We start from the raw sequence: 24,664 nt of genomic DNA, 5'->3' as shown, positions 1-24,664 counted from the left end.
ACGCGGTTCTGCTAGACAGAACCATGGATGTGCGGCACAATCGCTTCGGCCGGCCTTTGTCCGAGCAGGTAAACTGGAATGAAACTGTTCGTGAGATGACCGAAGCGCGATCCCAGCCCTTACAGGTAGATGGCGTCGCCGCACTCGACCGTGCGATCGCCATTCTCGATGCGTTCGCGACCGCCGACCGCTCGCTCAGCCTGGCCGAGATCGCGGCGCGCACCGGGCTCTACAAAAGCACCATTTTGAGGCTGGCGAACTCGTTGCTGCGCGGGCAGTTGCTGGAGCGGCTCGACGATGGCCGCTACCGCATCGGACCCGCCACCTTTCGGCTTGGCGCGCTTTACCAGCGCTCGGTCGTGGCGGTCGACATCCTGCTGCCGATCATGCGCGATCTTGCCGAACGCAGTTGGGAAAGCGTGGCGTTCTATGTCCGCTCGGGCGACGCCCGCACCTGTCTCTACCGCGTCGAATCCAAGCATCCTATCCGCTACACGATCCGGGAAGGCGACCTGCTGCCGTTGCTCACCGGCTCGGGCGGCCGCGTGCTGGCAGCGTTTTCAGGCCAGCCGGGCGAACCATACGAGACCATCCGCAAGGCCTGCCACTATCTGTCGATCGGCGACCGCGACCCTGAGACGGCGGGCGTCTCGGTGCCGGTGTTCGGACCGGGCCGCGTTCTGCTCGGCGCCTTGACGCTCGCCGGCCCGTCGACACGCGTCGATACGGCGTTCCTGCGCCGCATGACACCGGACCTGCTGGAGGCCGCCGCTCGCGCCACCCGCGCCTTCGGCGAGGATGCCTCGATGCTGGAGCAGGCAGCGCGCCTAGCCGGCGCTGAAACCGTGATCGGCCTCAGTTCGCCTTGACCAGCACCACACGGCGGTTCTTGGCGCGGCCGGTTTCGCCGTCATTGCTGGCGACGGGCGCCATCATGCCGGCGCCGGCGGCGGTCAGCCGGCCGCCATCGATGCCGTATTTCGAGACCAGCGCCGCCTTCACCGACTGCGCCCGCCGCGACGACAGATCGATATTGTAGTCGAAGGCGCCCTGGTTGTCGGTATGACCGACGACGATCACCGCCATGCCGGGCTCGTTGGTCAGAAGCGTCGAGATCTCCTTCAGCGTCGGTTCCGATTCCGGCTTGATGTCGGCCTTGTCGGTGTCGAAGAAGATGCCGTAGAGCGAGATGGAGCCGGTGGCCGACAGCGAATCCGCCATCTTGGCCGCTTCGACCACCACCATCTTCTTGTCGCGCGCCTTGGGCTCCAGCACCTGAACGACGGCGATGGTGCGGCCGTTGAGTTCCTTGCAGTAGAGGTCGTCGATCAGCGAATAGGCCTGAACAGTGACATAGGCGTCGCCGCCATCCTGCAGCACCTTGGCAGCGAAGAAGCGCTGGTCGTTGATACCGGTGGTTACCGCACAGGCGCCATTGGAAAAGGCCGCGTCCTTGACGTCGCTTTCATGGAAGAAATACATCATCAGGCTCATGTCGCCGCCGCCACCGCTCGACGACCGGTCGGCGGCGCCGCCGCACTCTTCCTTCTTGCATTCGAACAGGACTTCGCCGCCGGCGGCCGCGATCACATCCTGGTAGTTGCGCAGCACTTCGAGCGGGGAGCGCTCGGCCGGCAGCACATAGGCGATGCGGGTCAGCGCGCCTTCGACCTCAGCCTTCTTGTCCGGCGCGAACACACGGTTGTTCATCGTGTCACGGGCATCCGGATCGGCGCTCGGCTTCAGCGGCGACAGCGGCACTGTAAAATCGGTATAGGCGAATTTTTCGTAGGAGACGATGAACGACCCCTCGTAGCGCTTGGCCAGATGATTGTCGGCACCGCCCTCGATGTCGGCGGTCGGCACCGTCGCATCGGCGCCCGCCAGTTGCACGGCCGCCAGGAGCAGCAGCCCCGCCCAGAAAAGCTTCAGAAATATCGCATTGATCGCACGCATGGTCGGCTCCCCCAAAGGGCAATTCCAGGAAAAGTGTGAGCGGTTTTCCCACAGGAATTGCTAGCTAGATTAGAATAGCCAATCCTAGCAGCGCGAGGCAATTGCGTCGATGAAGCGCTTCACACCCGCCGTTCGAGCAGGATCGTCAGCCCGTCGTGATAGGTGGTTTCCAGGACCTTGGTGTAGCCGCACTTTGCCGCAACGTTCAACGAGCCGGTGTTTTCCGGATCGATGATGCAGACGGTTCTCGCGCCGGCAAAGGTTTCGTCGCCCCAGGCCAGGGCCCTTCTGACGACTTCGCTGGCAAGACCCTTGCCATGCGCTTGCGGCGCCAGCGCCCAGCCGGCTTCCGGAATGCCCTCGAGCGACGGCTCGATGTCGCGCTTCAGATCGTGGAATCCGGCTTCGCCGATGAAGCGACCGCTGGCCTTGTCCTCGACCGCCCAGAAGCCGTAGCCGAGCAGCGACCACAGGCCGGCATGCCGCAGGAACCGCATCCAGCTTTCCTCCCGCGTCCGCGGCTTGCCGCCTATGAAACGGGTGGTGACGGGGTCGGCCCACATGACGGCATAGTCGTCGAAATCTTCGATCCGGTGCGCCCGCATGATGGTCCGTTCCGTTTCGAGAACCGGGACGCCGGCTGTTTTTGGACTGCCCATGAAACTCTGCCTCCGTTGACGGTCAGCGCTTAGCAAACCAGCGCGCCCGGACAAGGGCCAAGCCGGATCATCATTCAGCCAGGGAAGCTTCCGAACGGCCCGGCGCGACCAGGCGGTCGAAGCGAACAGCGTCGGCTTACTTTCAGCCGTGCCAGACCATCTTCATGTAGAGCCCACCGCGCCGCAATTCGTCCAGCATCTGGTCGAGCCGCTTCTGCCTGGTGTCGCTGCGTTTGGCGCGGGCGACCCAGCCGAGATAATCGTTCTTCTGGTAGTCCGGCCGCGCCTCGTAGGCCGCTGTCAGTCCTTTTTCGGTCAGGGCGATGCGGATGTCGTCCGGCATCGGGTTCAGGGCGCGCTTCAGTCCGGTCATTTCAGAAAACCCCAGCTGTCAGGATGGCGACGCCGATGGTCCAACCCAGGTCCGCCTCTGGGAATTCTGCCGAACGATGCTACCTTTCGCAACCGGTCCGGCAAGGGCCGGTCTCGATACCGCCAATGGGAGGAGAACGCCATGGACACCACCGATCTCGTGCTTGCCATTTTCCATCATCTGCTGGTGTTGTCGCTGGCCGGCATCATCGGCGCCGAATTTGTCCTGATCCGCGGCGACCTCTCCGCCGCCACGCTCAAGCGGCTTGCCGGCATCGACCGCCATTATGGCATCATCGCCATGCTGATCATCATCATCGGCATCTGCCGCGTCATCTACGGCCTGAAGGGCTGGGAATTCTACGTCTACAACTGGGTGTTCTGGGCCAAGATGGCGGCATTCGGCATCGTTGGCCTGCTGTCGATCATCCCGACCATCCGCTTCATCTCCTGGAAGCGGCAAGCCAGTGCAAATCCCGGCTTTCAGGTGCCGGTGGCGGAACTCGCCTCGGTGAAGACCTATGTGCGCGCCGAAGCCTTCATCTTCCTGCTGATCCCGATCTTCGCGGCGGCGATGGCGCGCGGCTACGGTTATTGAAGCAACGCCAACACCAAACCCATCTCCTCCGGGCATACTCCCCACTGATCGCCATGGTTGCGCACGACTGTATTTTGCAGTTTGCGTCAGGCGACAATCTGTTAGCTTGCCTTTGTTGCACCCTCGCTGCCTGACCTGCACAGCGATCGGAGATTGATATCCTGGGAGGAGAATTACGATGAGGAAAATTGTAGCCGCCCTGGCCGCCGCCGCGGCCGTCACGCTTTATTCGTTCACCGCCAGCGCACAGACCTATCCCGAGCGCACCATCACCGTCGTCGTGCCGTTTGCGGCCGGCGGTCCGACCGACACGGTTACGCGGCTCGTCGCCGAAGCCATGTCGAAGGATCTCGGCCAGCAGATCATCGTCGAAAATGTCGGCGGCGCCGGCGGCACGCTGGGCGCCGGCCGCGTCGCCAACGCCGACCCGGATGGCTACACGCTGCTCCTCCATCACATCGGCATGGCGACCAGCGCGACCCTCTACAGAAAACTCGCCTACGACACGCTCAACGCCTTCGAGTATGTCGGCCTCGTCACCGAGGTGCCGATGGCCATCGTCGCCCGCAAGGACCTGGAGCCGGCCGACCTGAAAGGGCTGGTCGAATACGCCAAGACCAACAAGGACACCATCACCGTCGCCAATGCCGGCATCGGCGCTGCCTCGCATCTGTGCGGCATGCTGTTCATGAGCGCCATCGGCACGCCGCTGGTCACCGTGCCCTACAAGGGCACCGGTCCGGCCATGACCGACCTTCTCGGCGGCCAGGTCGACATTATGTGCGACCAGACCACCAACACCACCAAGCAGATCCAGGGCGGCACGATCAAGGCCTATGCCGTCACCACGCCGGAGCGCCTCGACGTGCTGAAGGACGTGCCGACGACCATCGAAGCCGGCCTGCCCGCGGTGCAGGTCGGCATCTGGCACGGCCTCTATGCGCCGAAGGGCACGCCGGCCGAGATCACCGGCCGACTGTCGAAATCGCTCCAGGTCGCGCTGAAGGACCCCAACGTCATCGCCCGCTTCGCCGAACTCGGCACCAAGCCGTCGTCCGAGGCCGACGCGACGCCGGCAGCGCTGAAGGCCAAGCTGGAAGGCGAGATCATGCGCTGGAAGCCGATCATCGAAGCCGCCGGCCAATACGCCGACTGAGGCTTGAACGGGGCGCTGCCGGCGCCCCGTTTTCGCTTCGACGTCCGTTTTCACATTTGCAACGGCAAGCCCGTTGCAAGGGTCAGGGGAGGACCGCCATGAAACCTTTCGCCATCGACAGGGCAAACGGCCTGTGCGCCGCGCTGTTCATCTTTTTCGGCGCCTTTTTCGCGATACAATCGCTCGGCCTCGAAATCGGCACCGCCTTCCGCATGGGACCGGGCTATTTCCCGCTGGTGCTGGCGATCGTGCTGATCGTGCTCGGCGCCATCATCCTCGTCCAGGCGGTGCGCGTCGAGGGCGAGCCGATCGGCCCCATTGCGTGGCGCGGCATGCTGTTCATCCTGCCGGCGCCGATCTTTTTCGGCATGACCGTGCGCGGCCTCGGCTTCGTCCCGTCGATCTTCCTGACGGCGCTGATCGCCTCTTTTGCCAGCGCCCGCATGAAGCCGCTGACGGCACTTCTGCTGTCGGCCGGCCTGACGCTGTTTTCGGTGCTGGTCTTCAGCTACGCGCTCGGGCTGCCATTCCAGCGCTTCGGCCCCTGGTTGCCCCAATGGCTGGCATTGTGAGGCGCTGAGATGGACCTCCTCAGGAACCTCGAACTCGGCTTTTCGACGGCCACCACGCCGGCCAATCTGGGTTTTTGCCTCATCGGCGTTCTGCTCGGCACGCTGATCGGCGTCCTGCCCGGCATCGGCGCCACCGCAACCATCGCCATGCTGCTGCCGATCACCTTCCAGATCGGCGACCCGGTCTCGTCCCTCATCATGCTGGCCGGCATCTACTACGGCGCCCAGTATGGCGGTTCGACCACCGCCATTCTCATCAACATGCCCGGCGAATCCTCCTCGGCCGTGACCGCCATCGACGGCTACCAGATGGCCAGGAACGGTCGCGCCGGGGCGGCTCTGGCGATCGCCGCGATCGGCTCGTTCTTCGCCGGCACGGTGTCGACCTTTCTCGTCGCCGTCTTTGCCCCGCCGCTGACGGCAATAGCCCTGCAATTCGGCGCGGCCGAATATTTTTCGCTGATGATCGTCGGCCTCGTCTCGTCCATCGCGCTCGCCCACGGCTCGATCGTCAAGGCGCTGGCGATGGTCGTGCTCGGCCTGCTGCTCGGCATTGTCGGCACCGACATCTACACCGGCACGCCGCGCTTCACGCTCGGCATCCGCGAATATGCCGACGGGCTGAACTTCGTCGCGGTGGCGGTCGGCGTCTTCGGCGTTGCCGAGATCCTGCGCAATCTCGAAAACGAGCACGAGCGCTCGGTGATTATCAAAAAGGTCTCCGGCCTGATGCCGACCCGCGACGACTTCAAGGCGATGGCCGCGCCCATCGTGCGCGGCACGATCATCGGTTCGGCGCTCGGCATCCTGCCCGGCGGCGGCGCGGTGCTTGCGGCCTTTGCCTCCTACACGGTCGAAAAGCGCGTGTCGAAACACCCGGAGGAGTTCGGCAAGGGCGCCATCGCCGGCGTCGCCGGACCGGAATCGGCCAACAATGCCGGCGCCCAGACCTCCTTCATTCCGATGCTGACGCTGGGCATTCCGGCCAATCCGGTCATGGCGCTGATGATCGGCGCCATGATAATCCAGGGCATCGTGCCCGGCCCCAATGTCGCGATCGAGCAGCCGGCGCTGTTCTGGGGCATCATCGCCTCGATGTGGATCGGCAATCTGATGCTGATCGTGCTAAACCTGCCGCTGATCGGGCTATGGGTGAAGCTGCTGACGATCCCCTATTATGTGCTCTTCCCGATCATCATGGCGTTCTGCTCGATCGGCGTTTACAGCGTCAACACCAACGCCTTCGATCTCTACGCGGTCGCATTCTTCGGCCTGCTCGGCTACATCCTGACCAAGCTGCGTTGCGAACCCGCACCCCTGCTGCTCGGCTTCGTGCTCGGCCCGCTGCTCGAGGAAAACCTGCGCCGCGCCATGATCCTGTCGCGCGGCGACCCCTCGACCTTCGTGACGCGGCCGATCAGCGCCGGCCTGCTGCTCGTCGCACTGGCCGTGCTCGTCGTCGTCTTCCTGCCGTCGGTCAAGAAGAAGCGCGAAGAGGTGTTCGTGGAGGAAAGCTAGTTGTCGGGACGCCGGGCGCCGCGATTTCCACGAGCGGCGCCGGCACGTCTGTCGTCTTCACCTCGGCCTTGCAGAGATCGGCGATGACGCAGGCCGGGCAATCGGGCTTGCGCGCCTTGCAGACATAGCGGCCATGCAGGATCAGCCAGTGATGCGCATGGCGCATATACTCGTCCGGGATGATCCGCAGCAGCCTTTGCTCGACCTGTTCGGGCGTCTTGCCTGGCGCCAGGCCGAGGCGGTTGCCGATGCGGAAAATATGGGTGTCGACCGCCATCGTGTGCTGGCCGAACGCCATGTTGAGCACGACATTGGCGGTCTTGCGCCCGACCCCCGGCAGCTTGACCAACTCATCGCGCTCGCTGGGCACCTCGCCGCCGTAATCGCGTATCAGCGCCTCCGAGAGCGCCACGACATTCTTGGCCTTGTTGCGCCAGAGTCCGATGGTGCGGATGTACTCGCCAACCCTGGCTCCGCCCAGCGCCAGCATCTTTTCAGGTGTGTCGGCGACCTTGAACAACGCCCGCGTCGCCTTGTTGACGCCGGCATCGGTCGCCTGCGCCGACAGCACCACGGCCACCAGCAGCGTGAAGGCGTTGACGTGCTCGAGCTCGCCCTTCGGCTCGGGCCGCTGCACCGAAAACCGCCGGAAGATCTCATGCACCTCGGCGGCGCTGTAGAGCGAACGGAGCCGCGCCGGCCGCGGTCGCGGCTTGGCATTCGAGCCGTCGCGCCGCCCGGGCGGCAGTTCACTTTTGGATAGGGAAAGATTTTTGGACTTGGGGCTGGCCATTTCCCTCCTATAATATCCTGGGATGAGCGACACAAACGCCTCGTTTCAGGCCGACGAGCCATTCTTCCAGGCGCTGCTGACACCGCACCGCTCGCTGGGCCGCACCGGCTTTGCCGTGCTGATGGGCGCGCTGCTGTTCGGCTGGGTGGTGACCGGGGCGTTTTTCCTGTCGCGCGGCGCCTGGCCGGTGTTCGGCTTCTTCGGCCTCGACGTCATCGCCGTCTACATCGCCTTCCGCGCCAACTATCGTGCCGCCCGTGCCCGCGAGGAAGTGTCGGTGTCGCGCACCAGCCTCGACATCCGCAAGACGGCGCCCTCGGGAAAGTCGGAAGCGCATCGCTTCAACCCGTTCTGGGCGCGCTTTTCCGTCGCTCGCCATGCCGAGATCGGCATCACCAAGATGACGGTGGAAGCACAAGGACAGAATGTGCCGATCGGGTCATTCCTGGACCCTGACTCCCGCGAGAGTTTTGCCACTGCATTTTCACGTGCTCTGACGAAAGCCAGGACGCGTTAGAGCCGGCGCGTCAGAACCGGTAGCGTAAAATCCTGCCGACCTTGCGCAATGCGGGAATGTGTCTCCAGAGCCCGATGAACAGTTTTGCGGACCAGCTCATATGCGCTGTGCGTTCCGCGCTGTAGGCCGAGATATCGTCGACAAAGCGCAGCTTCGGAACGGCACGCTCCAGTACCTGCGGGTCGTCGATCGCCCAGTGAACCTCGGCGCCCGTCGCCCTGATGGTCGGATTGAGGCGCAGCATCTTCAGGCCGAAGTGGCTGTAGGCGTCGAACATCAGCTCGCCGCCGGCAAGATGCGCGACAAGGCGTGACAGCAGCCGTGGCCCCTCCTCTACCGGGGAGATAAGGCGTCAACCCCTCCATCACCACGACGGCCGGACGATTGCGCGGCACTTCTGCCAGCCAGTCTGGGTCGGTTACCGAAGAGCCGACGAGGTGGTAGTGGTCCCGGGACGGGTAAAGCTTGCGCCGGAGCGCGATGACATCCGGAAAATCGACATCGAACCACTCCACGCCTTCGGGTGGATCGACACGGAAAATGCGCGTATCGAGCCCGCAGCCGAGATGCAGCACGATGGCGCCGGGATTTCTGGCGATGAAGTCTTGAACTCGCACGTCGTAGGTCTTGGCTCGAATCGCCAATCCGATGCCGAGATTGGTGTCCACCTTGAGGTGCGAGAAATCATAGTCGATCTTGCGCACGGCCTCGTCGGCGAAGCGATCCCCGAGCAGCGAATGCGGCAGCCGGCTTTCCAGCGCCTTGCCATAAAGCGTCATCAGCAAGGTCTCCCTTGCTCCGCTCAGATTCACCCTTTCGCCGGCCATCGGCATCTCCCGGGGCGCAATCCAGTATTTATCTGGGAACAGGCGGCAACAAGGCAAGTTTCGGGTGGTTGCAAGGGGCGGAAAGACCGATATTCGCGGTCAAGGAGATATTGCCATGAACGCCCAGATGACCATGAATACGCAGATGAAACCGACAGCGATCCTGCAGCACGACATCACCCCCGAGGGCAGCGACTACGAGGTCGTGCGCCGCGCCATCGAGAAGATCAGCCTCGACTATCGCGACCAGCCCTCGCTGGAAGCCCTGGCAGCCGATGTCGGCGAGACACCCACGGGCCTGCAAAAACTGTTCACCCGCTGGGCCGGCCTGTCGCCAAAAGCCTTCCTGCAGGCGGTCACCCTCGACCATGCCCGCAAACTGCTCGATTCCGGCATGCCGCTCCTCGAAACATCGTTCGAACTCGGCATGTCCGGCCCCGGCCGGCTGCACGATTTGTTCGTCACCCACGAGGCGATGTCGCCGGGCGACTACAAGACGCGCGGCGCCGGCCTGACCATCCGCTACGGCTACCACATCTCGCCCTTCGGCATCGCCCTGATCATGGTCACCGACCGTGGCCTTGCGGGGCTCGCCTTCAACGATCCGGGCGGCGAGCGGGCGGCTTTCGCCGACATGTCGGGCCGCTGGCCGAACGCCACCTATGTCGAGGACATGAGCGCCACCCAGCCCTATGCGGCGCGCATCTTCGATCCGACATTGTGGCGCGCCGACCAGCCGCTGCGCGTGGTGATGATCGGCTCCGACTTCCAGCTGCGCGTCTGGGACGCGCTGCTCAGGATCCCGATGGGCAAGGCCTGCACTTATTCTTCGATCGCCTCCAGGATCGGCGCGCCAAACGCCAGCCGGGCGGTGGGAGCGGCGGTCGGCGCCAACCCATTGTCCTTCGTCGTCCCTTGCCATCGGGCGCTGGGCAAGTCCGGCGCACTCACCGGCTACCACTGGGGCCTGACCCGCAAACGCGCCATCCTCGGTTGGGAAGCGGGCCAGACCGCGTCCTGAAGCTGCCCGCATCAAACAACACCGGCGAAATCCCCTCGCCGGTGTTGTTCTTTTTGCGAGCTCCCGGCGCAAAACATCCGCACGCTCTGGCAAGCCGCCGGCTTACAGGTTAGCTTCCCGCGCATTCCGCAGGAGGCTTTCTTGATCATCGTTGTCGGCTCGATCAACCTCGACCTTATCGCCAATGTCGACCGCCTGCCTTCGCCGGGCGAGACGGTCCGCGGCTCCGGCTTCGCCACCGCGCCCGGCGGCAAGGGCGCCAACCAAGCGCTGGCTGCGGCGCGCGCCGGCGCCAAGGTGCGCATGGTCGGCGCCGTCGGCAAGGACAATTTCGCAACCGAAGCCCTGGCTTTGCTCGTGGCCGGCAAGGTCGATCTCTCCGGCGTCGGCCAGAGCTTCGCCTCCACCGGCACGGCGCTAATCCTCGTCGGCGCCGATGGCGAGAATGTCATCGCCGTCGTGCCGGGCGCCAATGATTCGGTGCTGCCCGGCGATCTCGCCAAGGCTTTCCTTGCGAAGGGCGACGTCGTCCTGCTGCAGCACGAGATCCCGCTGCAGACCGTCGATGCAGCGCTTGACGCCGCACGCGCCGCCGGCGCCGTCACCGTGCTCAACACCGCGCCGTTCCGTAGCGAGGCGGCAGCGTTGCTCGGCAAGGCCGACTACGCCGTCGCCAACGAAACCGAATTCGACCTTTACGGCGAGGCGCTGTCGCTGAAAGGCCGCGACCGCCCGGCGCGCATGCGCGACTTCGCCGGCAAAACCGGCCGCACCATCGTCGTCACGCTCGGCGGCGACGGCGTGCTGGCGGCGACCCCGGAGGATTTCCTGACCGTGCCGGCGCTGAAAATCACGCCGGTCGACACGGTCGGGGCCGGCGATACTTTTTGCGGTTATCTCGCTGCCGGGCTGGCGTCCAACCTGCCGCTGGAGCAGGCTCTCACCCGCGCCGCAGCCGCCGGCTCACTCGCCTGCCTGAAGCCCGGCGCCCAGCCGGCCATCCCGCTGGCCGCGGATGTGGACACCGCCCTGCGCAACAACGCCGGATGACTGCCCTGCGCCCTACAACGAAGCACGCCGTGCCCCCCGCCGGCGACATCTGCCGGATGTCCGCTGTCGACCTGGCCGAGGCGATCCGGCTGCGCCGCCTGTCCGTGCGCGAGTTGGTCGCCGCATTCCTCGACCGCATCGACGCGGTAAACCCGCTGGTCAACGCCATCGTCTCGTTGCGCGAGCGCTCCGAAATCCTGCGCGAGGCCGACGCGGCGGACGCGCATCTAGCGCAAGGCCGGCCGGCCGGCTCGCTGTTTGGCCTGCCGATGGCGATAAAAGACCTCGCCATGACGCGCGGCTTGAGGACCAGTTTCGGCTCGCCGATCTTTGCCGATTTCGTGCCGCAGGAGGACGATTTCTTCGTCGAGCGCATCCGCAAGGCCGGCGCCATCATCATCGGCAAGACCAATGTTCCCGAATTCGGGCTGGGATCCAACACCTATAACAACGTGTTCGGCCCGACGCTGAACGCCTTCGATCCGGCGCTCACCGCCGGCGGGTCGAGCGGCGGCGCTGCGGTCGCCCTTGCACTCGACATGGTTCCGGTCGCCGACGGCAGCGATTTCGGCGGCTCGCTGCGCAATCCGGCGGCGTGGAACAATGTCTATGGCTTCCGCCCGTCGCAGGGCCTTGTCCCCGGAGGGCCGGACCTGGAAGTCTTTCATGCTCAGATGGGCATAGACGGGCCGATGGGCCGCAGCATCAGCGACATGGCGCTGCTACTCGATGTGCAGGCGGGCTACCACCCGCACGCGCCGCTGTCTTGGGAGAAACCCGGCTCATTCCTCGAAGGGCTGGCAACGCCGGCAAGCGGCGGCCGCGTCGGCTGGCTCGGTGATCTCGGCGGTCACCTGCCGGTAGAGCCTGGCATCCTCGATCTGTGCGAGGCCGCACTCGGCCGCTTCGCGGAGGCATCCTTCCTGACCGAGCCCTTGCTGCCGGATTTCGATTTCGAGGCACTGTGGCAAGCCTTCGTGACGCTGCGGCAGGCGAGCAGCGGCTCGGCGCTGAAAGTCCATTATGACGACCCGCACAAGCGCGCCCTGCTGAAGCCGGAAGCCGTCTGGGAGGTGGAGAACGCCATGCGGCTGACGGCGCCGCAGATCCGCGCGGCCTCGGTCATCCGCACCTCCTGGCACCGGACGCTGCTGTCGCTGTTCGAGCACTTCGATCTCATCGCGCTGCCGACGGCGCAGGTGTTTCCTTTCGAAGTCGGCACGCATTGGCCAAGTGAGGTCGCCGGACGGACCATGGACAGCTACCATCGCTGGATGCAGGTCTCGGCCTTCGCCACGCTCGGCGGCTGTCCGGCGCTCAACGTGCCGGTCGGCTTCGACGACAAAGGCCGCCCCTTGGGCATGCAGCTGATCGGCCGGCCGCGCGGCGACCTCGCCGTGCTCAGGGCCGGAGCGGCCTATGAGGCGACCTTGCCTTGGCAGGTGGGGGCGTCCTGACGCGAGGGGCGGCACGGTCTGCGACCGGCTTGCACCAGCCCCGCCGCCATGCATTGATTGCAGCCAGCCGCCTAAGCGCATCCTCGAGGAAATCCCCATGTCGCTGGAACTCTACGCCGCCTATGTCCTTGCCTGCATCGTCATCATCCTGGTGCCCGGTCCGACTGTCACGCTGATCATCGCCAACAGCATCCGCCATGGCTACCGCGCCGGCCTTGCCAATGTCGCCGGCACGCAGGCTGGGCTCGCCGTGATGATCGCCATTGTCGGCATCGGCCTCAACACGCTGATATCGGGCATGGGCCACTGGTTCGAATGGGTACGCTGATCGGCGCCGCCTATCTGATCTGGATGGGGGTGCAGGTGTTCCGTTCCAAGGGCGCGCTGAATGCCGACGGCACCGCGAGAAAGCCGCGCGGCGGCTTCTTCCTGCAGGGTCTGCTCGTGGCGCTGAGCAACCCCAAGACGCTGGTGTTCTTCGGCGCCTTCTTCCCGCAGTTTATCGCCCCGCAGGGCAATTACACGCTACAGATCGTCGTCATGGGCCTCACCGCGATGATCTTTGCCGCCGCCTCGGATTCCACCTATGCTCTCGCCGCCAGCCGCGCCGGCCGCCTGCTCTCGGCCAGCCGCATCAAGCTGATGTCCAGGATCAGCGGCAGCTTTCTGGTCGGCGGCGGCCTGTGGCTAGCTTTTTCGAAGGCGAAGTAACAACCGTGGACGGTCGTTTCCAACGGCAGAATGAGCCCGTACGTGAAGGCTGATTGAAAGTCAGTCTCCACGCCACCACATGACTTTGTGCTGGGGATTCTTTCAAATGTCATGGACTTATAGGGATTTGAAAAGGAACGCGCCCGGCGTGGTCCTGATCGTCGCCATGTTCGCGATGATGGTTCCTTCGGCGCTCTACAAATGGACGAATGACGCGAGCCCTATCCGGTCAGTCGAGCCAATCCACGCAACGGTCAAAAGCGCCCAATCGGACCACGACCACACCCTTTATCTGGTTTCGCTCGAAAGCGGTTCGTCCATTCTTGTCGAAGACGACCTCCCGCATCTGATCGGCGCGCCGGCAAGATTGGAGCGCGTCACGCGCGAGAATGGAATGGTCTTCTATCGATTTGCAAAGTGAACGGCGGCGGCGCCTTCCTTCTCCCCTGTGGGAGAAGGTGGATCGGCGCGATAGCGCCGAGACGGATGAGGGGTGTTCCAGCGGAGTGAGACGTGGGCGTTCCCTGGAACACCCCACATCCGTCGCCTTCGGCGACACCGCCCGGGGGCGAGCCACTTGTCTCGCCCCGTCCCTTCGGAACCCACAATGGCGAGAAAGGAAAGACAGAGCTAAAGCCGAGCCAACCTCTCCACCAGCAGCGCAAAGAACGCGTCATGGTCGATGTCGCGCATCACCATGGCGTTCTTCGGCCGCTTGGTCACGCCCCACCAGTCGATCACGGTCATGCCCATGGTGAGTTCGGAGGTGGTTTCGACGGTGACGTTGCAGTTGCGGCCCTTGAACAGCTCCGGCTTCAACAGATACGCGATGACGCAGGGGTCGTGCAGCGGGCCGCCGTCGGTGCCGTATTTCTCCTCGTCGAAGCGCTCGAAGAACTCCAGCATCTCGGCCGTCGCGGTGCCGACCCGGGTGCCGAGCTGGCGGATGGCCTGCGTGCGCTTGGCCGTGGTCAGCGCCTTGTGGGTGACGTCGAGCGGCATCATGACGATCGGAATGCCGGATTTGAACACCAGGTCGGCGGCCTGCGGATCGACATAGATGTTGAATTCTGCGGTCGGCGTGACATTGCCGCCTTCGAAGAAACCGCCGCCCATCAGTACGATTTCCTTGATGCGCGGCGCGATCTTCGGCTCACGGATCAGCGCCAGCGCGACATTGGTGAGCGGGCCGAGCGCGCACAGCGTGATCGTGCCGGCCTCTTCCCTCATCAGCGTCTCGACGATGAAGTCGACCGCATATTGGCCCTGCAGCTTCATCTTCGGATCGGGCAGTTGCGGGCCGTTGAGGCCGGTCTTGCCATGCACTTCCTCGGCGGTGACCAGTTCGCGCGCCAACGGGCGGATGGCGCCTGCATAGACCTTGATATCGGGCCGTCCGGCCAGTTCGCAGATTTTCCTGGCGTTCTTTTCGGTCAATTTCAGCGGCACGTTGCCGGCAACAGCAGAGATGCCGACGATCTCCAGCTCGGCGCTGCCCAGCGCCAGCAATATGGCGACGGCATCGTCCTGGCCGGGATCCGTGTCGATGATGATCTTGCGGGTCTGGGGCATTTCATTTCCTTATGCGGGGGAGTCTTTCTGGCGGGGGTGTTCGGCGGCTTGAACTTGGCCGCGGCGCGGACCATATCAAGACCATCGGGAAAAATGCCATCCGGGTTTTTCCAGTTTATGTCGCTCCAAAGAGGACAGTGTAACATGAGCCGAATGACGCCCTTCTCCAGCCCGCTTCTCCTTGGTTTCGATGCCATGGAAAAGACCCTGGAACGACTGGCGAAATCCGGTGACAGTTATCCTCCCTACAACATCGAGCGCCTCAGCGGTGCTGACGGCAAGGCCGAAAGGCTGCGCATTACGCTGGCTGTCGCGGGTTTCGCCGAAAGCGATCTCGATGTCACCACGGAGGAAAACCAGTTGGTCGTGCGCGGCCGTCAAACCGACGACACCGAGCGCGAATTCCTCCACCGCGGCATCGCCGCGCGCCAATTCCAGCGCTGTTTCGTGCTGGCCGACGGCATGCGGGTGATCGCAGCGGAACTGAAGAACGGCCTTTTGTCGATCGATCTCGATCGGCCGGATACCGAACGGCTGGTACGGAAAATAAATATATCGGTGAAAGACTGATCTTTACCGATGGCTCTCATGCGGGATGGCCTTGAGCGGCGTCCTCGCGCCAAGGAGGCTTGAAATGACCAGAACTGACGAAACCATCACCATGACCAGCGGCGAATTCGCCCATCTCGGCGAAGGCTCGGTCGCTTACCTCCGCAAGGTCTCGAGCGACGAGCTGCTCGGCCGCTTCCCCAATCTGGGCGAAATCGCGCCCGGCATGGTCCTGTGGGCCCTGTTTGCCGCCAACGGCCAGCCGATCCTGCTTTCGGATGCGAAAGACCGGGCTTTGGCCGGCGCCATGGAAAACGACCTGACCACTGTCGCCATTCACTAAGGCGACTGCTGGCGGTTGAAATGGAGAGGGCCGCCTTCGGCGGCCCCTGGAAGACTTAAATCCGAAGAACTTCAGGCGGCGTGCGAGGCCTGCGTGTCCGAAAGCAGCGCGTGGATGGCGACCGCGTCGCGCGTACCCCTGATCTTGGCCACCGTGTCGGCGTCGCGCAAAACCCTGGCGATGCGCGACAGTGCCTTGAGGTGATCGGCGCCGGCGCCTTCCGGGGCCAGCAGCAAAAACACCAGATCGACCGGCTGGTCATCCAGGGCCTCGAAATCGACCGGCGTCTCCAGCCGGGCAAAGACGCCGGCGATGCGCTTCACCCCGGCGAGCTTGCCGTGCGGAATGGCGATGCCGTTGCCGACGCCGGTGGAGCCCAGCCGTTCGCGCTGCAGGATAGTGTCGAACACTTCGCGCTCCGGAATGCCGGAAATCGCCGCCGCTCTCTCGGACAGCAACTGCAGAAGCTGCTTTTTGGAGTTCGCCTTCAACGCCGGCAAGATCGCCGGAACGTTGAGAAGATCGCTCAGATCCATATTTGAAATCCCTTATTCGCCTGCCGTCACCAGTCCTCGCCCCTCGCGCGGCTGGCTATCATCTCTGTGCGACCATTGTCGTCACCTGTGCGACCATTGTCGTTGTCGTCACGCCTGTGCGACTTTGGTCGTCGACGGGTCGATCCAGCCGATATTTCCGTCCGGCCGCCGATAGACGATGTTGAGGTGGTCGTTTCCGGCGTTGCGGAAGACGAAAACCGGGCTGTCCTTGGTGTCGAGTTCGATGACCGCCGACGCGACCGACATGGTCTGCAGCGTCATGGTTGATTCGGCGACGATGGCCGGGGCGTAGTCCTCCGGAATGTCCTCATCGTCATCAGTCAGCGGCGCCATTACCGTATAGGCGATGTCGGTGATTTCGCCATTTCCATTGCCTGAATTGTGCGATTTCAGACGGCGTTTGTAGCGCCGCAGCCTGGTTTCGAGGCGGTCCGCGGCCGCCTCGAAGGCAAGTGTCGGATCCTGGGAATCGCCGGTTGCCTGCAGCGAAGCGCCGGAATCCAGCCTGATCATGCAATCGGCCGAGTAACGCGACCCCGATTTGATGACCGTGACGTGCCCTGAAAAACCGCGATCGAAATATTTTCCAATCGCCTCGCCGACACGATCGGTAATGCGCGTACGCAACGCATCGCCGATATCCATGTGTTTACCCGATATGCGCAATTTCATCTGAAAACTGACCTTCCTTGCTCAGGCTTCAAACTGGCCAGAGTTTATACTCGTGATCCGTGCGCACAAGCTTTGCGGCGTCAACTCGCGCCGATTTTAGATCCGAACTTTCCGGTTGATCACAATCCGCCTTCTTGGCCGTCCCGTGGCCTTCATCGTGACGGACCATCCGCATGCGGGCCGCGAGCCCGTCTCATGCGGGCGGGCTTCTAGACACTTCATTGCAGCTTGTCAATTAATGCATGTCGCCCAGAAGTGCGCTGCGGTTCTGGGACAACGACATGCATCAAAACAAAGACTTAAAGCGTGTCGTATGAATCCGTTTCAGCGCGATGCGCTTTAAGGTCGGAAAGTTGTGGAATCCAGCCATAGCAAAAGCCTTGCCGGGCAAGCAGCCTAGCGCCCCGCGCTCGCCAGAGCGCGCTTTTCACGCCGCCGCTGCACCGACGAGGGAATATTCATACCCTCCCGGTACTTGGCCACCGTGCGCCGGGCAATATCGACGCCGCTTTCCTTCAACATATCGACGATTGCGTCATCGGACAGCACATCGGCGGGCTTTTCCTCGTCGATCAGCTGCTTGATGCGGTCGCGCACCGCTTCCGAGGAATGCGCATCACCGCCGCCCGACGCCGCGATCGAAGCCGTGAAGAAATAACGCAGCTCGAACACGCCACGCGGCGTCAGCATGTATTTGTTGGCCGTCACCCGGCTGACGGTCGATTCATGCATGCCGATGGCATCGGCCACCGTGCGCAGGTTGAGCGGCCTGAGCTGACGCACGCCATGGACGAGAAAAGCGTCCTGCTGGCGCACGATTTCCGACGCCACTTTCAGGATCGTCTTTGCCCGCTGGTCGAGACTGCGCGTCAGCCAGTTGGCATTCTGCAGGCATTCGGCCAGGAAATCCTTCTCCGCCTGATTCTTCGCATGCGGCGAGACCTGGGCGAAATAGATGTGATCGACAAGCACGCGCGGCAGCGTCTCGGCATTGAGCTCGACCGTCCAGCTGCCGTCATTGGCGGCGCGGACTTCGACATCGGCGACGATGGCGTCGCTGGCGCCGCCCGAAAACGCCATGCCCGGGCGCGGGTCGAGCGCGCGGATTTCGGCCAGCATGTCGAGGAGATCCTCCTCGTCGACCCCGCAAAGCCGCTTCAGCGTCTGGAAATCGCGCCGCGCCAGGAGTTCTAGGTTGCCGATCAGCGTCTTCATCGCCGGATCGAGACGATCGCGCATGGCAAGCTGCAGCGACAGGCATTCGGCAAGGTCGCGCGCAAACAGGCCGACCGGCTCGAATGTGTGGCAGGCTGCCAGCACATTGGCCACCATCGCCTGATCGGCGCCGAGCCGTTTGGCGATCTCGGCGGGATCGGCGCGCAGATAGCCGGCCTCGTCCAGGCCGTCGGCCAGTTCGGCTGCGATCAGCCTTGCGGCCGGATCGGCAAAGGCAAGCGCGATCTGCTCGCCAACATGCTGGCGCAGCGTGATCGCTGCGGCTGCCATGTCGCCGACGTCGAAGCCTTCGGAAGAACCGGACGAACTATTGCCGGTGGCCGACTTCCACTGCGCCGTCAGGTCCGGGCCGAGCCGCTCGCTGGTGCCGGGATCGTCGGGGAACAGATTTTCCAGCGAGCTGTCGAGCTTGTCGGAGATCGCTTCGGCGCTCCACGCCGTCTCGTTTTCGAACCAGTCGCCATCGGCGGCAGGCTCAGGAGCGGCATCGCCCTTCTGCACCTGGTCGCTTGCGGCGTCATCCTGGGGCTCGGCGCGCTCCAGCAGCGGATTGCGCTCGATCTCGTCGTCGATGAAGTGGTCGAGCTCGACATGGGTGAGCTGCAACAGCCTGATCGACTGCATCAGCTGCGGCGTCATCACCAGCGACTGGGATTGTCGTAGCTGTAGTTTCGCCGCCAACGCCATGGTTCGGTTTCAAACGCCCTTCTGCACCCGGAAGCCTACACATCAGAAGCTGCCGGAAAATGAATTTTTCCGACCTTCCATAGAAACTGGCCCGGCTTTTGCTTGTCAAGGCGAACGATGGCAAAAGGCCCCTACCGAAGCATTATCTCACGCAAAATCGGAGAAAAAAGCCCGGCGGGGCGGCAAAAATCACGTCAGGAAACAAATTTCACGCTCAGAGCGTGAAACCTTCGCCGAGGTAGAGCCGGCGCACATCGGGGTTCGCCACCACCTCGTCGGCACGGCCATGAGTCAGCACCTGGCCGGCATGGATGATGTAGGCGCGGTCGATGAGGCCGAGCGTTTCGCGCACATTGTGGTCGGTAATCAGCACGCCGATGCCGCGCGCCGTTAGATGACGAACCAGCTGCTGGATGTCGGCGACGGCAATCGGGTCGATGCCGGCGAACGGCTCGTCGAGCAGCATGTAGGCCGGGCGCGTCGCCAAAGCTCGGGCGATCTCAAGACGCCGCCGCTCGCCACCCGACAGCGACATGGACGGCGACTTCCGCAGATGGCTGATGTGAAATTCCTCGAGCAGTTCGTCGAGATTGCGCTCGCGCACCTTGCGGTCCTTCTCAACCACTTCGAGCACGGCGCGGATGTTCTGCTCGACATTCAGGCCGCGGAAGATCGAGGCTTCCTGCGGCAAATAGCCGATGCCGAGGCGGGCGCGGCGGTACATCGGCATCGAGGTGACGTCGAAACCGTCGATCTCGATCGTGCCCTCATCGACCGGCACCAAGCCGGTGACCATGTAGAAACAGGTGGTCTTGCCGGCGCCGTTCGGCCCGAGCAGCCCGACAGCCTCGCCGGCGCGCACGCCGATGGTGACACCGCTGACCACCTTGCGGCCCTTGTAGCTCTTGGTCAGACCCTTGGCGATCAGGGTGCCCTTGAACTTCGAGGAATCAACGGTGACTGTGGCCGGTGCTGCAAGTTTACTGGCCGCCCGTCCCGGAAGGCGAGTCAGCAGCGAAGACACGCCAGTCATTCGGGCTTCGGGGCCTCGGATTTCGGTGGCGGCGTCATCGACATGATGACGCGCCCGCCGCAGCCATCGACCTGAGCAAGGCCGCTTTTCATCTGCACGGTGAGCTTGCAGCCCTTGAGGACGTTGGGTCCTTGGGACAAGACGACCTCCTTGCCCGACAGAACTAGCACCTGCGTCTTCATGTCGAACGTGGCGTTGTCGCCGGTGGCGATCTGGTCATTCGACTTGATGTAGACTTTGTTCTTGACCACCAGATGGTCGATATTGGCCGAACCGGTCATCGCCGAAGCGCCGGCGGCAGCACCTTTGGCGGCGTTGGGGTCCTTGACGTAGTAGACCTCCATGCTGCCGGCCTTGAGCAGCGTTGGCCCTTGCGTGACGGTGACGTTGCCGCTGAACAGCGCCATGCTGTCGGCCTGGCGGACCTCAAGTTTGTCGCTCTCGATCTGGATCGGCTGGTCGCCCGACAGTTTGAGCCCGGACTGGCTGCTGGCGCTGGACTGAGCCCAGGACGGCGCCATACCCAGCAACAGCAAGGCCGAAGCTGCGGCGACAAGCCGTGCCGAATTACTGGGACGCATTCGTTTCTCCGCTCTTTGCCTCTGCCGCCTTCATAGTGGCCGGATCGATGTGAACGCTTACCTTGTTCTCGAAAACGATGACCTTGCCATTGTCTTCGACCGACATTGAACCCGCGGTGATCCGCGAGCCGTTACGGCTGACATCGACCGCATCACCTGTCTTCATAGAGCCTTTGCCCATATCGAGGAAGACCGATTTGAAGATGGCAGCGACGCCGTCGGTGGTTGTGACGGTAACGTCGCTGGTCATGTCCATCGTGTTGGCGTTTCTGTTGTAGATGCCGCGCTTGGCGTCGACGGTCGCCACATTGTCGGCCGTCAGCGGCAATTTGGCATGAATGCCTTCGAGTTCGATGATGTCCTGCTTGCCGACATCCTGGATGGCGCGCAAGGCCGTCAGCGAATAGGGCAGCTTGTCCTTGGTGAAGCCGTTGAGCTTCGGATTGGCCATCACCAGCTTGCCATCCGCGAAAGCGGTGCCGTCTGCCTGTATCGAAATGTTGATCGGCGCCGCCAGATAGGAATAGACCGGAAACGCAACCGCGATCCCGGCGGCAAGCACCGGCACGGCAAACTTAAGCACGCGCACGCGGCGCGAGTGGCGCTGGGCGCGGTCGAAGGCGTCGCCACGCGTGCCCGCTGGCGCCGTGGGCGCCAAGGCCGCATCGGCGTTGGTCGGTTCGTTCGATCGCGCAAGCATGACTGACTTCTAATAAACCCTTGTCCGCCAAAACACCTGCTATAGGTGGGTTGCCGGCCCCCGCAAGCAAGCACAAGCGGAGGAAAACCGCAAAAATGTGACGGCCGCTGTTTTACAGACGGAACTCAGGCGACACAATTTCGTCACTTCATAGCAGAAACGAACGCGCCGCGTCATTTTTTCCTGAAATGCCTCCGTCGTGAAGGTCGCTTCGTCGCAGGCTCTTGAGGAAGAGGTAGCCGGGCGCGGACGCTTGCTTTAAAAGCATCGCTTCCCACCGACTGTGAGGCAGACCATGGCACTGAGAGCCGACGACCTGATCGACCGCCGCCGCTTGCGGCGCAAGCTGACCTTCTGGCGCGGCGCCGCCATTGCCATCGTGGCCCTTGGGGTGATTGCGCTTGCAAGCTGGTTCTATGGCGGCGACCTCGGCGGTTCTTCCGTCGACCACATCGCCAAGGTCAGGATCGAAGGCACCATCACCGAGGACGAGGAACTGATCAAGCGGCTGGAAACCATCCGCACATCCTCGCAGGTCAAGGGCGTCATCCTGGCGATCGATTCGCCCGGCGGCACCACGGTCGGCGGCGAATCGATCTACGAGGAGGTGCGCAAGCTTGCCGCCGACAAGCCGGTGGTGGCCGAGGTCGGCACGCTGGCCGCATCGGCCGGCTACATGATCGCCAGTGCCAGCGACCATATCGTTGCCCGCAAGACGTCGATCGTCGGCTCGATCGGTGTGCTCATCCAGTATCCCGATGTCAGCGGTCTGATGGACAAGGTCGGCATCAAGCTCGAGGAAGTGAAATCCTCGCCGCTGAAGGCATCGCCCTCGCCCTTCAAGCCGACCAATGAAGACGAGCGAGCCATGGTCCGCAAGCTCATCCTCGACAGCTATGACTGGTTCGTCGGCATCGTCGCCGAGCGCCGCAAAATGACCCGCGATCAGGCACTGGCCCTTGCCGACGGCTCGATCTTCACCGGCCGCCAGGGCCTTGCCAACGGTCTGATCGACGCTGTCGGCGGCGAGAGCGTGGCGATCGACTGGCTGGCGACCAAGGGTGTCGACGCCAAGCTCAAGGTGGTGGAATGGAAGGACACCGAGCGGCGTGGCGGCTTCCTGTTCTCGAAAGCAATAGCGCGCAGCGTCGGCAGCGCGCTCGGCCTGTCGGAGGCCGGCAGCGACGTGCTTCACGAAATTGGCGCGGATCGCTTGTTTCTTGACGGTCTCGTTTCCGTCTGGCACCCTTGATCTGCCGGTTGGGGCGAGTAAAAAAGCAAATAAAATCATCCTGATAATTTGACCGCAGCGCTTTCACGGGGACCTTTCTGATGATCAAATCCGAGCTTGTGCAGATCATTGCCACGCGCAACCCGCATCTTTTCCTGCGCGACGTCGAAAACATCGTGGGAGCGATCTTCGACGAGATCACCGATGCCCTGGCGGAAGGCAATCGGGTCGAGTTGCGTGGCTTCGGCGCTTTTTCGGTGAAGAATCGCCCTGCCCGCACCGGCCGCAACCCGCGCACCGGCGAATCCGTAGAGGTCGAGGAGAAGTGGGTGCCGTTCTTCAAGACCGGCAAGGAATTGCGTGAAAGGCTGAATGGCGGCAAGTAGGCGCGGACCACGCGCCGGCCTTATTCGAGGCCTGCCTTCTCCAGGGAATCTCTATGTTGAACCGCTTCATACTTATGGTGGTCTTCGTGCCGCTCGCCGTCATCCTGATTGCGCTGGCCGTCGCCAACCGCGAGCTGGTCGCCTTCACGCTCGACCCGTTCAACCCCGGCAATCCGAAACTGACGCTGACCTTGCCGATGTTCATCTTCCTGTTCGTGGCGCTCGCCATCGGCATGGTCGTCGGCAGCCTGGCGACCTGGGTCAAGCAGGGCCGCTACCGCAAGCTGGCGCGCCAGCGCGGCGTCGAGGCCGAGAATTTGCGCCAGGCGGTCAGCCGTATACCCGCCGTGCAGCAGGGCGCGGCCACCGGGCCGGCGCTGCCGAAGCCAACGGCCTGAAGCCGGCGCTTTTATCTTCGCGGAGTTTTGCATGCTGACCATTTCGGCCGACGCTGTCGACCAGGCGCTGACCTTTCCCGGGCTGGTCGAGACATTGCGCGCGGCCTTCCGCGAGGGTGCTGTGCAACCCGTCCGCCATCATCACGGGGTCGAGCGGCCCGACGGTGCCACATCCACGCTGCTTTTGATGCCGGCGTGGACCGACTTCCATGCGGCCGGCACGTCGGTCGGGGGTCATATCGGCGTCAAGATCGTCACCGTATCGCCCGACAACAACGCCATCGGCAAACCGGCGGTGATGGGGCTCTACCTCCTGCTCAACGGCGCCACCGGCGAGCCCGAAGCGCTGATCGACGGCCAACGGCTGACACAGTGGCGCACCGCTTGCGCCTCGGCGGTGGCGGCCTCCTATCTCGCCTGCGAGGACGCATCGCGGCTTCTGGTGGTCGGCGCCGGCGCGCTGTCGCCGTTCCTCGCCAAGGCGCACTCCGCGGTGCGGCCGATCAAGACCATCCGCATCTGGAACCGCACGCCCGCCAATGCCGAAAAGGTCGCGGCTGATTTGCGCGCGGACGGTTTCAACGCAGAGGCCGCAAGCGATCTCGACGCCGAACTCGCCGAGGCCGACATCGTCTCATCGGCGACGATCACGACGACGCCGCTGGTCAAGGGTGCGCTGCTCAAGCCGGGCGCGCATGTCGATCTGGTCGGCGGCTTCACGCCGACCATGCGCGAGAGCGACGACGACGCGATCGCGCGCGCCCGCGTCTATGTCGACACCCGCGCCGGCGCCACCAAGGAAGCCGGCGACATCGTCCAGCCGCTCGCCTCCGGCGTGCTGAAGCCGGAAGCGATCGTCGCCGATCTGCATGAGCTGGCGCGCGGGGAAAAACAGGGCCGGCAGAGCCCCACTGAGGTCACGCTGTTCAAGTCGGTCGGCGCCGCGCTTGAGGACCTTGCCGCCGGCATTGCCGTCTACAACGCGCTCAAGCAGTAGCGTCTGCGCCGGTTCTGCGATCGAACTTCCTGATCGCTTCCGCGCTGACCGGGGTGAAGAAGTTCACCAGATTGCCATCGGGATCGCGCAGCAGCAGCGACCGGTTACCCCATGGCATCGTCGTCGGCGTCTGTACGAAATCGCCGATAATTTTCGCCAGCCTGCTGTACTCAGCATCAACATCGGCGACGCGAAACTCGATGATCGCTGAGCGATTGGCGGCCGGCTGCGCCACATCAGTTCCGAACAGGGCCAGCGTGCGGGTGCTGCCGATCGCCAGTGTGCAGGACGGCGTTGCCAGTTCGGCGAAATCGTCTGTGAACCAGGTTGCGGTAAGCCCGGTGATCGTGTCGTAGAATGCCACCAAGGGCTTGATCTGATCGGTAATGATGCGGATCGAGACGAAGTCCATCTTATTCTCCTGGGGCAAGCGCGACGCTATCTGAAGACAATCGCTTGTCGCACAAGGCTGCTGACAACTTGGTGTCAGCAGCCTTGTCACGGTGCCTTGCCGA

Annotated in this window: 29 protein-coding genes and 1 pseudogene; 17 read left to right on the top strand and 13 right to left on the bottom strand. The window is 63.5% G+C overall.

Features of this window, described 5'->3' with window-relative positions; translation table 11 throughout:
- The first annotated feature begins 95 nt into the window (after window positions 1–95).
- On the top strand, window positions 96–869 hold the full coding sequence (locus tag NKH54_RS01020) for an IclR family transcriptional regulator (RefSeq protein WP_352840850.1): 774 nt from the start codon (window positions 96–98) through the stop codon (window positions 867–869).
- Here the strand turns inward: NKH54_RS01020 and NKH54_RS01015 are convergent.
- The 3 genes from NKH54_RS01015 to NKH54_RS01005 form a co-directional block, all read right to left on the bottom strand.
- Window positions 856–1,956 carry an OmpA family protein gene (locus tag NKH54_RS01015; protein WP_353027578.1) on the bottom strand — a complete coding sequence of 367 codons (1,101 nt, stop codon included), beginning with the start codon at window positions 1,954–1,956 and terminating at the stop codon, window positions 856–858. The two genes, NKH54_RS01020 and NKH54_RS01015, sit on opposite strands and share 14 nt — an antisense overlap.
- Window positions 1,957–2,075: 119 nt before the next feature.
- Window positions 2,076–2,615: a GNAT family N-acetyltransferase gene (locus tag NKH54_RS01010; RefSeq protein ID WP_023686555.1), complete on the bottom strand. Its 540-nt coding sequence runs from the start codon at window positions 2,613–2,615 to the stop codon at window positions 2,076–2,078.
- Between the two features lie 142 nt (window positions 2,616–2,757).
- Window positions 2,758–2,988: a YdeI/OmpD-associated family protein gene (locus NKH54_RS01005; protein ID WP_023683083.1), complete on the bottom strand. Its 231-nt coding sequence runs from the start codon at window positions 2,986–2,988 to the stop codon at window positions 2,758–2,760.
- Between the two features lie 141 nt (window positions 2,989–3,129).
- On the opposite strand from NKH54_RS01005, the gene NKH54_RS01000 reads away from it, so the two are divergent.
- From NKH54_RS01000 to NKH54_RS00985, 4 genes are all read left to right on the top strand, one after another.
- Complete coding sequence (locus tag NKH54_RS01000; protein WP_023704193.1) at window positions 3,130–3,585, top strand: DUF2214 family protein; 456 nt, start codon at window positions 3,130–3,132, stop codon at window positions 3,583–3,585.
- 178 nt (window positions 3,586–3,763) lie between these two features.
- Window positions 3,764–4,741, top strand: a complete 978-nt coding sequence (locus NKH54_RS00995; protein ID WP_023683081.1) for a tripartite tricarboxylate transporter substrate-binding protein — start codon at window positions 3,764–3,766, stop codon at window positions 4,739–4,741.
- Window positions 4,742–4,839: 98 nt separating this feature from the next.
- Window positions 4,840–5,313: a tripartite tricarboxylate transporter TctB family protein gene (locus NKH54_RS00990; RefSeq protein ID WP_023683080.1), complete on the top strand. Its 474-nt coding sequence runs from the start codon at window positions 4,840–4,842 to the stop codon at window positions 5,311–5,313.
- 9 nt (window positions 5,314–5,322) lie between these two features.
- On the top strand, window positions 5,323–6,831 hold the full coding sequence (locus NKH54_RS00985) for a tripartite tricarboxylate transporter permease (protein WP_352839790.1): 1,509 nt from the start codon (window positions 5,323–5,325) through the stop codon (window positions 6,829–6,831).
- Here the strand turns inward: NKH54_RS00985 and nth are convergent.
- Complete coding sequence (gene nth, locus NKH54_RS00980) at window positions 6,791–7,624, bottom strand: endonuclease III (protein ID WP_353027577.1); 834 nt, start codon at window positions 7,622–7,624, stop codon at window positions 6,791–6,793. The two genes, NKH54_RS00985 and nth, sit on opposite strands and share 41 nt — an antisense overlap.
- A gap of 22 nt (window positions 7,625–7,646) precedes the next feature.
- Between nth and NKH54_RS00975 the strand changes: the two genes are divergently transcribed.
- Window positions 7,647–8,141, top strand: a complete 495-nt coding sequence (locus NKH54_RS00975; RefSeq protein ID WP_352839788.1) for a DUF2244 domain-containing protein — start codon at window positions 7,647–7,649, stop codon at window positions 8,139–8,141.
- On the opposite strand, the gene NKH54_RS00970 is transcribed toward NKH54_RS00975, so the two are convergent.
- Window positions 8,138–8,968, bottom strand: coding sequence for a class I SAM-dependent methyltransferase (locus NKH54_RS00970; protein ID WP_353027576.1), 831 nt, complete (start codon window positions 8,966–8,968; stop codon window positions 8,138–8,140). The genes NKH54_RS00975 and NKH54_RS00970 overlap by 4 nt on opposite strands.
- A 115-nt stretch (window positions 8,969–9,083) precedes the next feature.
- On the opposite strand from NKH54_RS00970, the gene NKH54_RS00965 reads away from it, so the two are divergent.
- The 5 genes and pseudogenes from NKH54_RS00965 to NKH54_RS00945 all read left to right on the top strand — a co-directional run bounded on the left by NKH54_RS00965 (window position 9,084) and on the right by NKH54_RS00945 (window position 13,628).
- Complete coding sequence (locus NKH54_RS00965; RefSeq protein ID WP_023669734.1) at window positions 9,084–9,989, top strand: methylated-DNA--[protein]-cysteine S-methyltransferase; 906 nt, start codon at window positions 9,084–9,086, stop codon at window positions 9,987–9,989.
- Window positions 9,990–10,130: 141 nt separating this feature from the next.
- The gene (locus tag NKH54_RS00960) at window positions 10,131–11,039 is read left to right on the top strand and encodes a ribokinase (RefSeq protein WP_023726465.1); all 909 of its coding nucleotides are present in this window, start codon (window positions 10,131–10,133) and stop codon (window positions 11,037–11,039) included.
- Complete coding sequence (locus tag NKH54_RS00955) at window positions 11,036–12,496, top strand: amidase (RefSeq protein ID WP_353027575.1); 1,461 nt, start codon at window positions 11,036–11,038, stop codon at window positions 12,494–12,496. Before NKH54_RS00960 ends, NKH54_RS00955 begins: the two co-directional genes overlap by 4 nt.
- A 97-nt stretch (window positions 12,497–12,593) precedes the next feature.
- Window positions 12,594–13,207 (top strand): annotated as a pseudogene (locus tag NKH54_RS00950) (LysE family translocator).
- A 148-nt stretch (window positions 13,208–13,355) separates the two neighbouring features.
- Window positions 13,356–13,628, top strand: a complete 273-nt coding sequence (locus tag NKH54_RS00945) for a hypothetical protein (protein ID WP_352839786.1) — start codon at window positions 13,356–13,358, stop codon at window positions 13,626–13,628.
- 209 nt (window positions 13,629–13,837) lie between these two features.
- Here the strand turns inward: NKH54_RS00945 and NKH54_RS00940 are convergent, their stop codons facing one another.
- Window positions 13,838–14,779: a nucleoside hydrolase gene (locus tag NKH54_RS00940; protein WP_352839784.1), complete on the bottom strand. Its 942-nt coding sequence runs from the start codon at window positions 14,777–14,779 to the stop codon at window positions 13,838–13,840.
- A 144-nt stretch (window positions 14,780–14,923) separates the two neighbouring features.
- Between NKH54_RS00940 and NKH54_RS00935 the strand changes: the two genes are divergently transcribed.
- Window positions 14,924–15,349 (top strand): Hsp20 family protein, encoded by a 426-nt coding sequence (locus NKH54_RS00935; protein WP_023669741.1) that lies wholly within the window; start codon window positions 14,924–14,926, stop codon window positions 15,347–15,349.
- A 64-nt stretch (window positions 15,350–15,413) separates the two neighbouring features.
- Complete coding sequence (locus tag NKH54_RS00930; RefSeq protein ID WP_023683072.1) at window positions 15,414–15,671, top strand: BQ00720 family protein; 258 nt, start codon at window positions 15,414–15,416, stop codon at window positions 15,669–15,671.
- 71 nt (window positions 15,672–15,742) lie between these two features.
- Here NKH54_RS00930 and ptsN read toward each other — a convergent pair whose 3' ends face one another.
- From ptsN to lptC, 6 genes are all read right to left on the bottom strand, one after another.
- The gene (gene ptsN / locus NKH54_RS00925) at window positions 15,743–16,207 is read right to left on the bottom strand and encodes a PTS IIA-like nitrogen regulatory protein PtsN (RefSeq protein WP_023669743.1); all 465 of its coding nucleotides are present in this window, start codon (window positions 16,205–16,207) and stop codon (window positions 15,743–15,745) included.
- A 108-nt stretch (window positions 16,208–16,315) separates the two neighbouring features.
- Window positions 16,316–16,900, bottom strand: coding sequence for a ribosome hibernation-promoting factor, HPF/YfiA family (gene hpf, locus NKH54_RS00920; RefSeq protein ID WP_023751408.1), 585 nt, complete (start codon window positions 16,898–16,900; stop codon window positions 16,316–16,318).
- Between the two features lie 396 nt (window positions 16,901–17,296).
- Window positions 17,297–18,823 carry an RNA polymerase factor sigma-54 gene (gene rpoN, locus NKH54_RS00915; RefSeq protein ID WP_023683070.1) on the bottom strand — a complete coding sequence of 509 codons (1,527 nt, stop codon included), beginning with the start codon at window positions 18,821–18,823 and terminating at the stop codon, window positions 17,297–17,299.
- A gap of 214 nt (window positions 18,824–19,037) precedes the next feature.
- Window positions 19,038–19,856 carry an LPS export ABC transporter ATP-binding protein gene (lptB, locus tag NKH54_RS00910; RefSeq protein WP_023669746.1) on the bottom strand — a complete coding sequence of 273 codons (819 nt, stop codon included), beginning with the start codon at window positions 19,854–19,856 and terminating at the stop codon, window positions 19,038–19,040.
- Complete coding sequence (locus NKH54_RS00905; RefSeq protein WP_023683069.1) at window positions 19,853–20,437, bottom strand: LptA/OstA family protein; 585 nt, start codon at window positions 20,435–20,437, stop codon at window positions 19,853–19,855. The genes lptB and NKH54_RS00905 overlap by 4 nt, the downstream gene beginning before the upstream one ends.
- Window positions 20,424–21,137 carry an LPS export ABC transporter periplasmic protein LptC gene (gene lptC, locus NKH54_RS00900; protein WP_023669748.1) on the bottom strand — a complete coding sequence of 238 codons (714 nt, stop codon included), beginning with the start codon at window positions 21,135–21,137 and terminating at the stop codon, window positions 20,424–20,426. Before lptC ends, NKH54_RS00905 begins: the two co-directional genes overlap by 14 nt.
- Before the next feature lie 295 nt (window positions 21,138–21,432).
- Between lptC and sppA the strand changes: the two genes are divergently transcribed.
- The 4 genes from sppA (at window position 21,433) to lhpI (ending at window position 24,149) form a co-directional block, all read left to right on the top strand.
- Window positions 21,433–22,389, top strand: a complete 957-nt coding sequence (sppA, locus tag NKH54_RS00895) for a signal peptide peptidase SppA (protein WP_023698204.1) — start codon at window positions 21,433–21,435, stop codon at window positions 22,387–22,389.
- Window positions 22,390–22,469: 80 nt separating this feature from the next.
- The gene (locus NKH54_RS00890; protein ID WP_006200394.1) at window positions 22,470–22,754 is read left to right on the top strand and encodes an integration host factor subunit beta; all 285 of its coding nucleotides are present in this window, start codon (window positions 22,470–22,472) and stop codon (window positions 22,752–22,754) included.
- Window positions 22,755–22,807: 53 nt separating this feature from the next.
- Window positions 22,808–23,152, top strand: a complete 345-nt coding sequence (locus NKH54_RS00885; protein WP_353027574.1) for a DUF1049 domain-containing protein — start codon at window positions 22,808–22,810, stop codon at window positions 23,150–23,152.
- Between the two features lie 31 nt (window positions 23,153–23,183).
- On the top strand, window positions 23,184–24,149 hold the full coding sequence (gene lhpI, locus NKH54_RS00880) for a bifunctional Delta(1)-pyrroline-2-carboxylate/Delta(1)-piperideine-2-carboxylate reductase (RefSeq protein ID WP_023714119.1): 966 nt from the start codon (window positions 23,184–23,186) through the stop codon (window positions 24,147–24,149).
- Here lhpI and NKH54_RS00875 read toward each other — a convergent pair.
- On the bottom strand, window positions 24,139–24,561 hold the full coding sequence (locus tag NKH54_RS00875; RefSeq protein WP_023714120.1) for a VOC family protein: 423 nt from the start codon (window positions 24,559–24,561) through the stop codon (window positions 24,139–24,141). The genes lhpI and NKH54_RS00875 overlap by 11 nt on opposite strands.
- Window positions 24,562–24,664 lie beyond the last annotated feature (103 nt).

The organism is Mesorhizobium sp. M1004, from assembly GCF_040318795.1.
Classification (GTDB): domain Bacteria; phylum Pseudomonadota; class Alphaproteobacteria; order Rhizobiales; family Rhizobiaceae; genus Mesorhizobium.
This window is presented reverse-complemented; position numbering and strand designations above follow the sequence as displayed.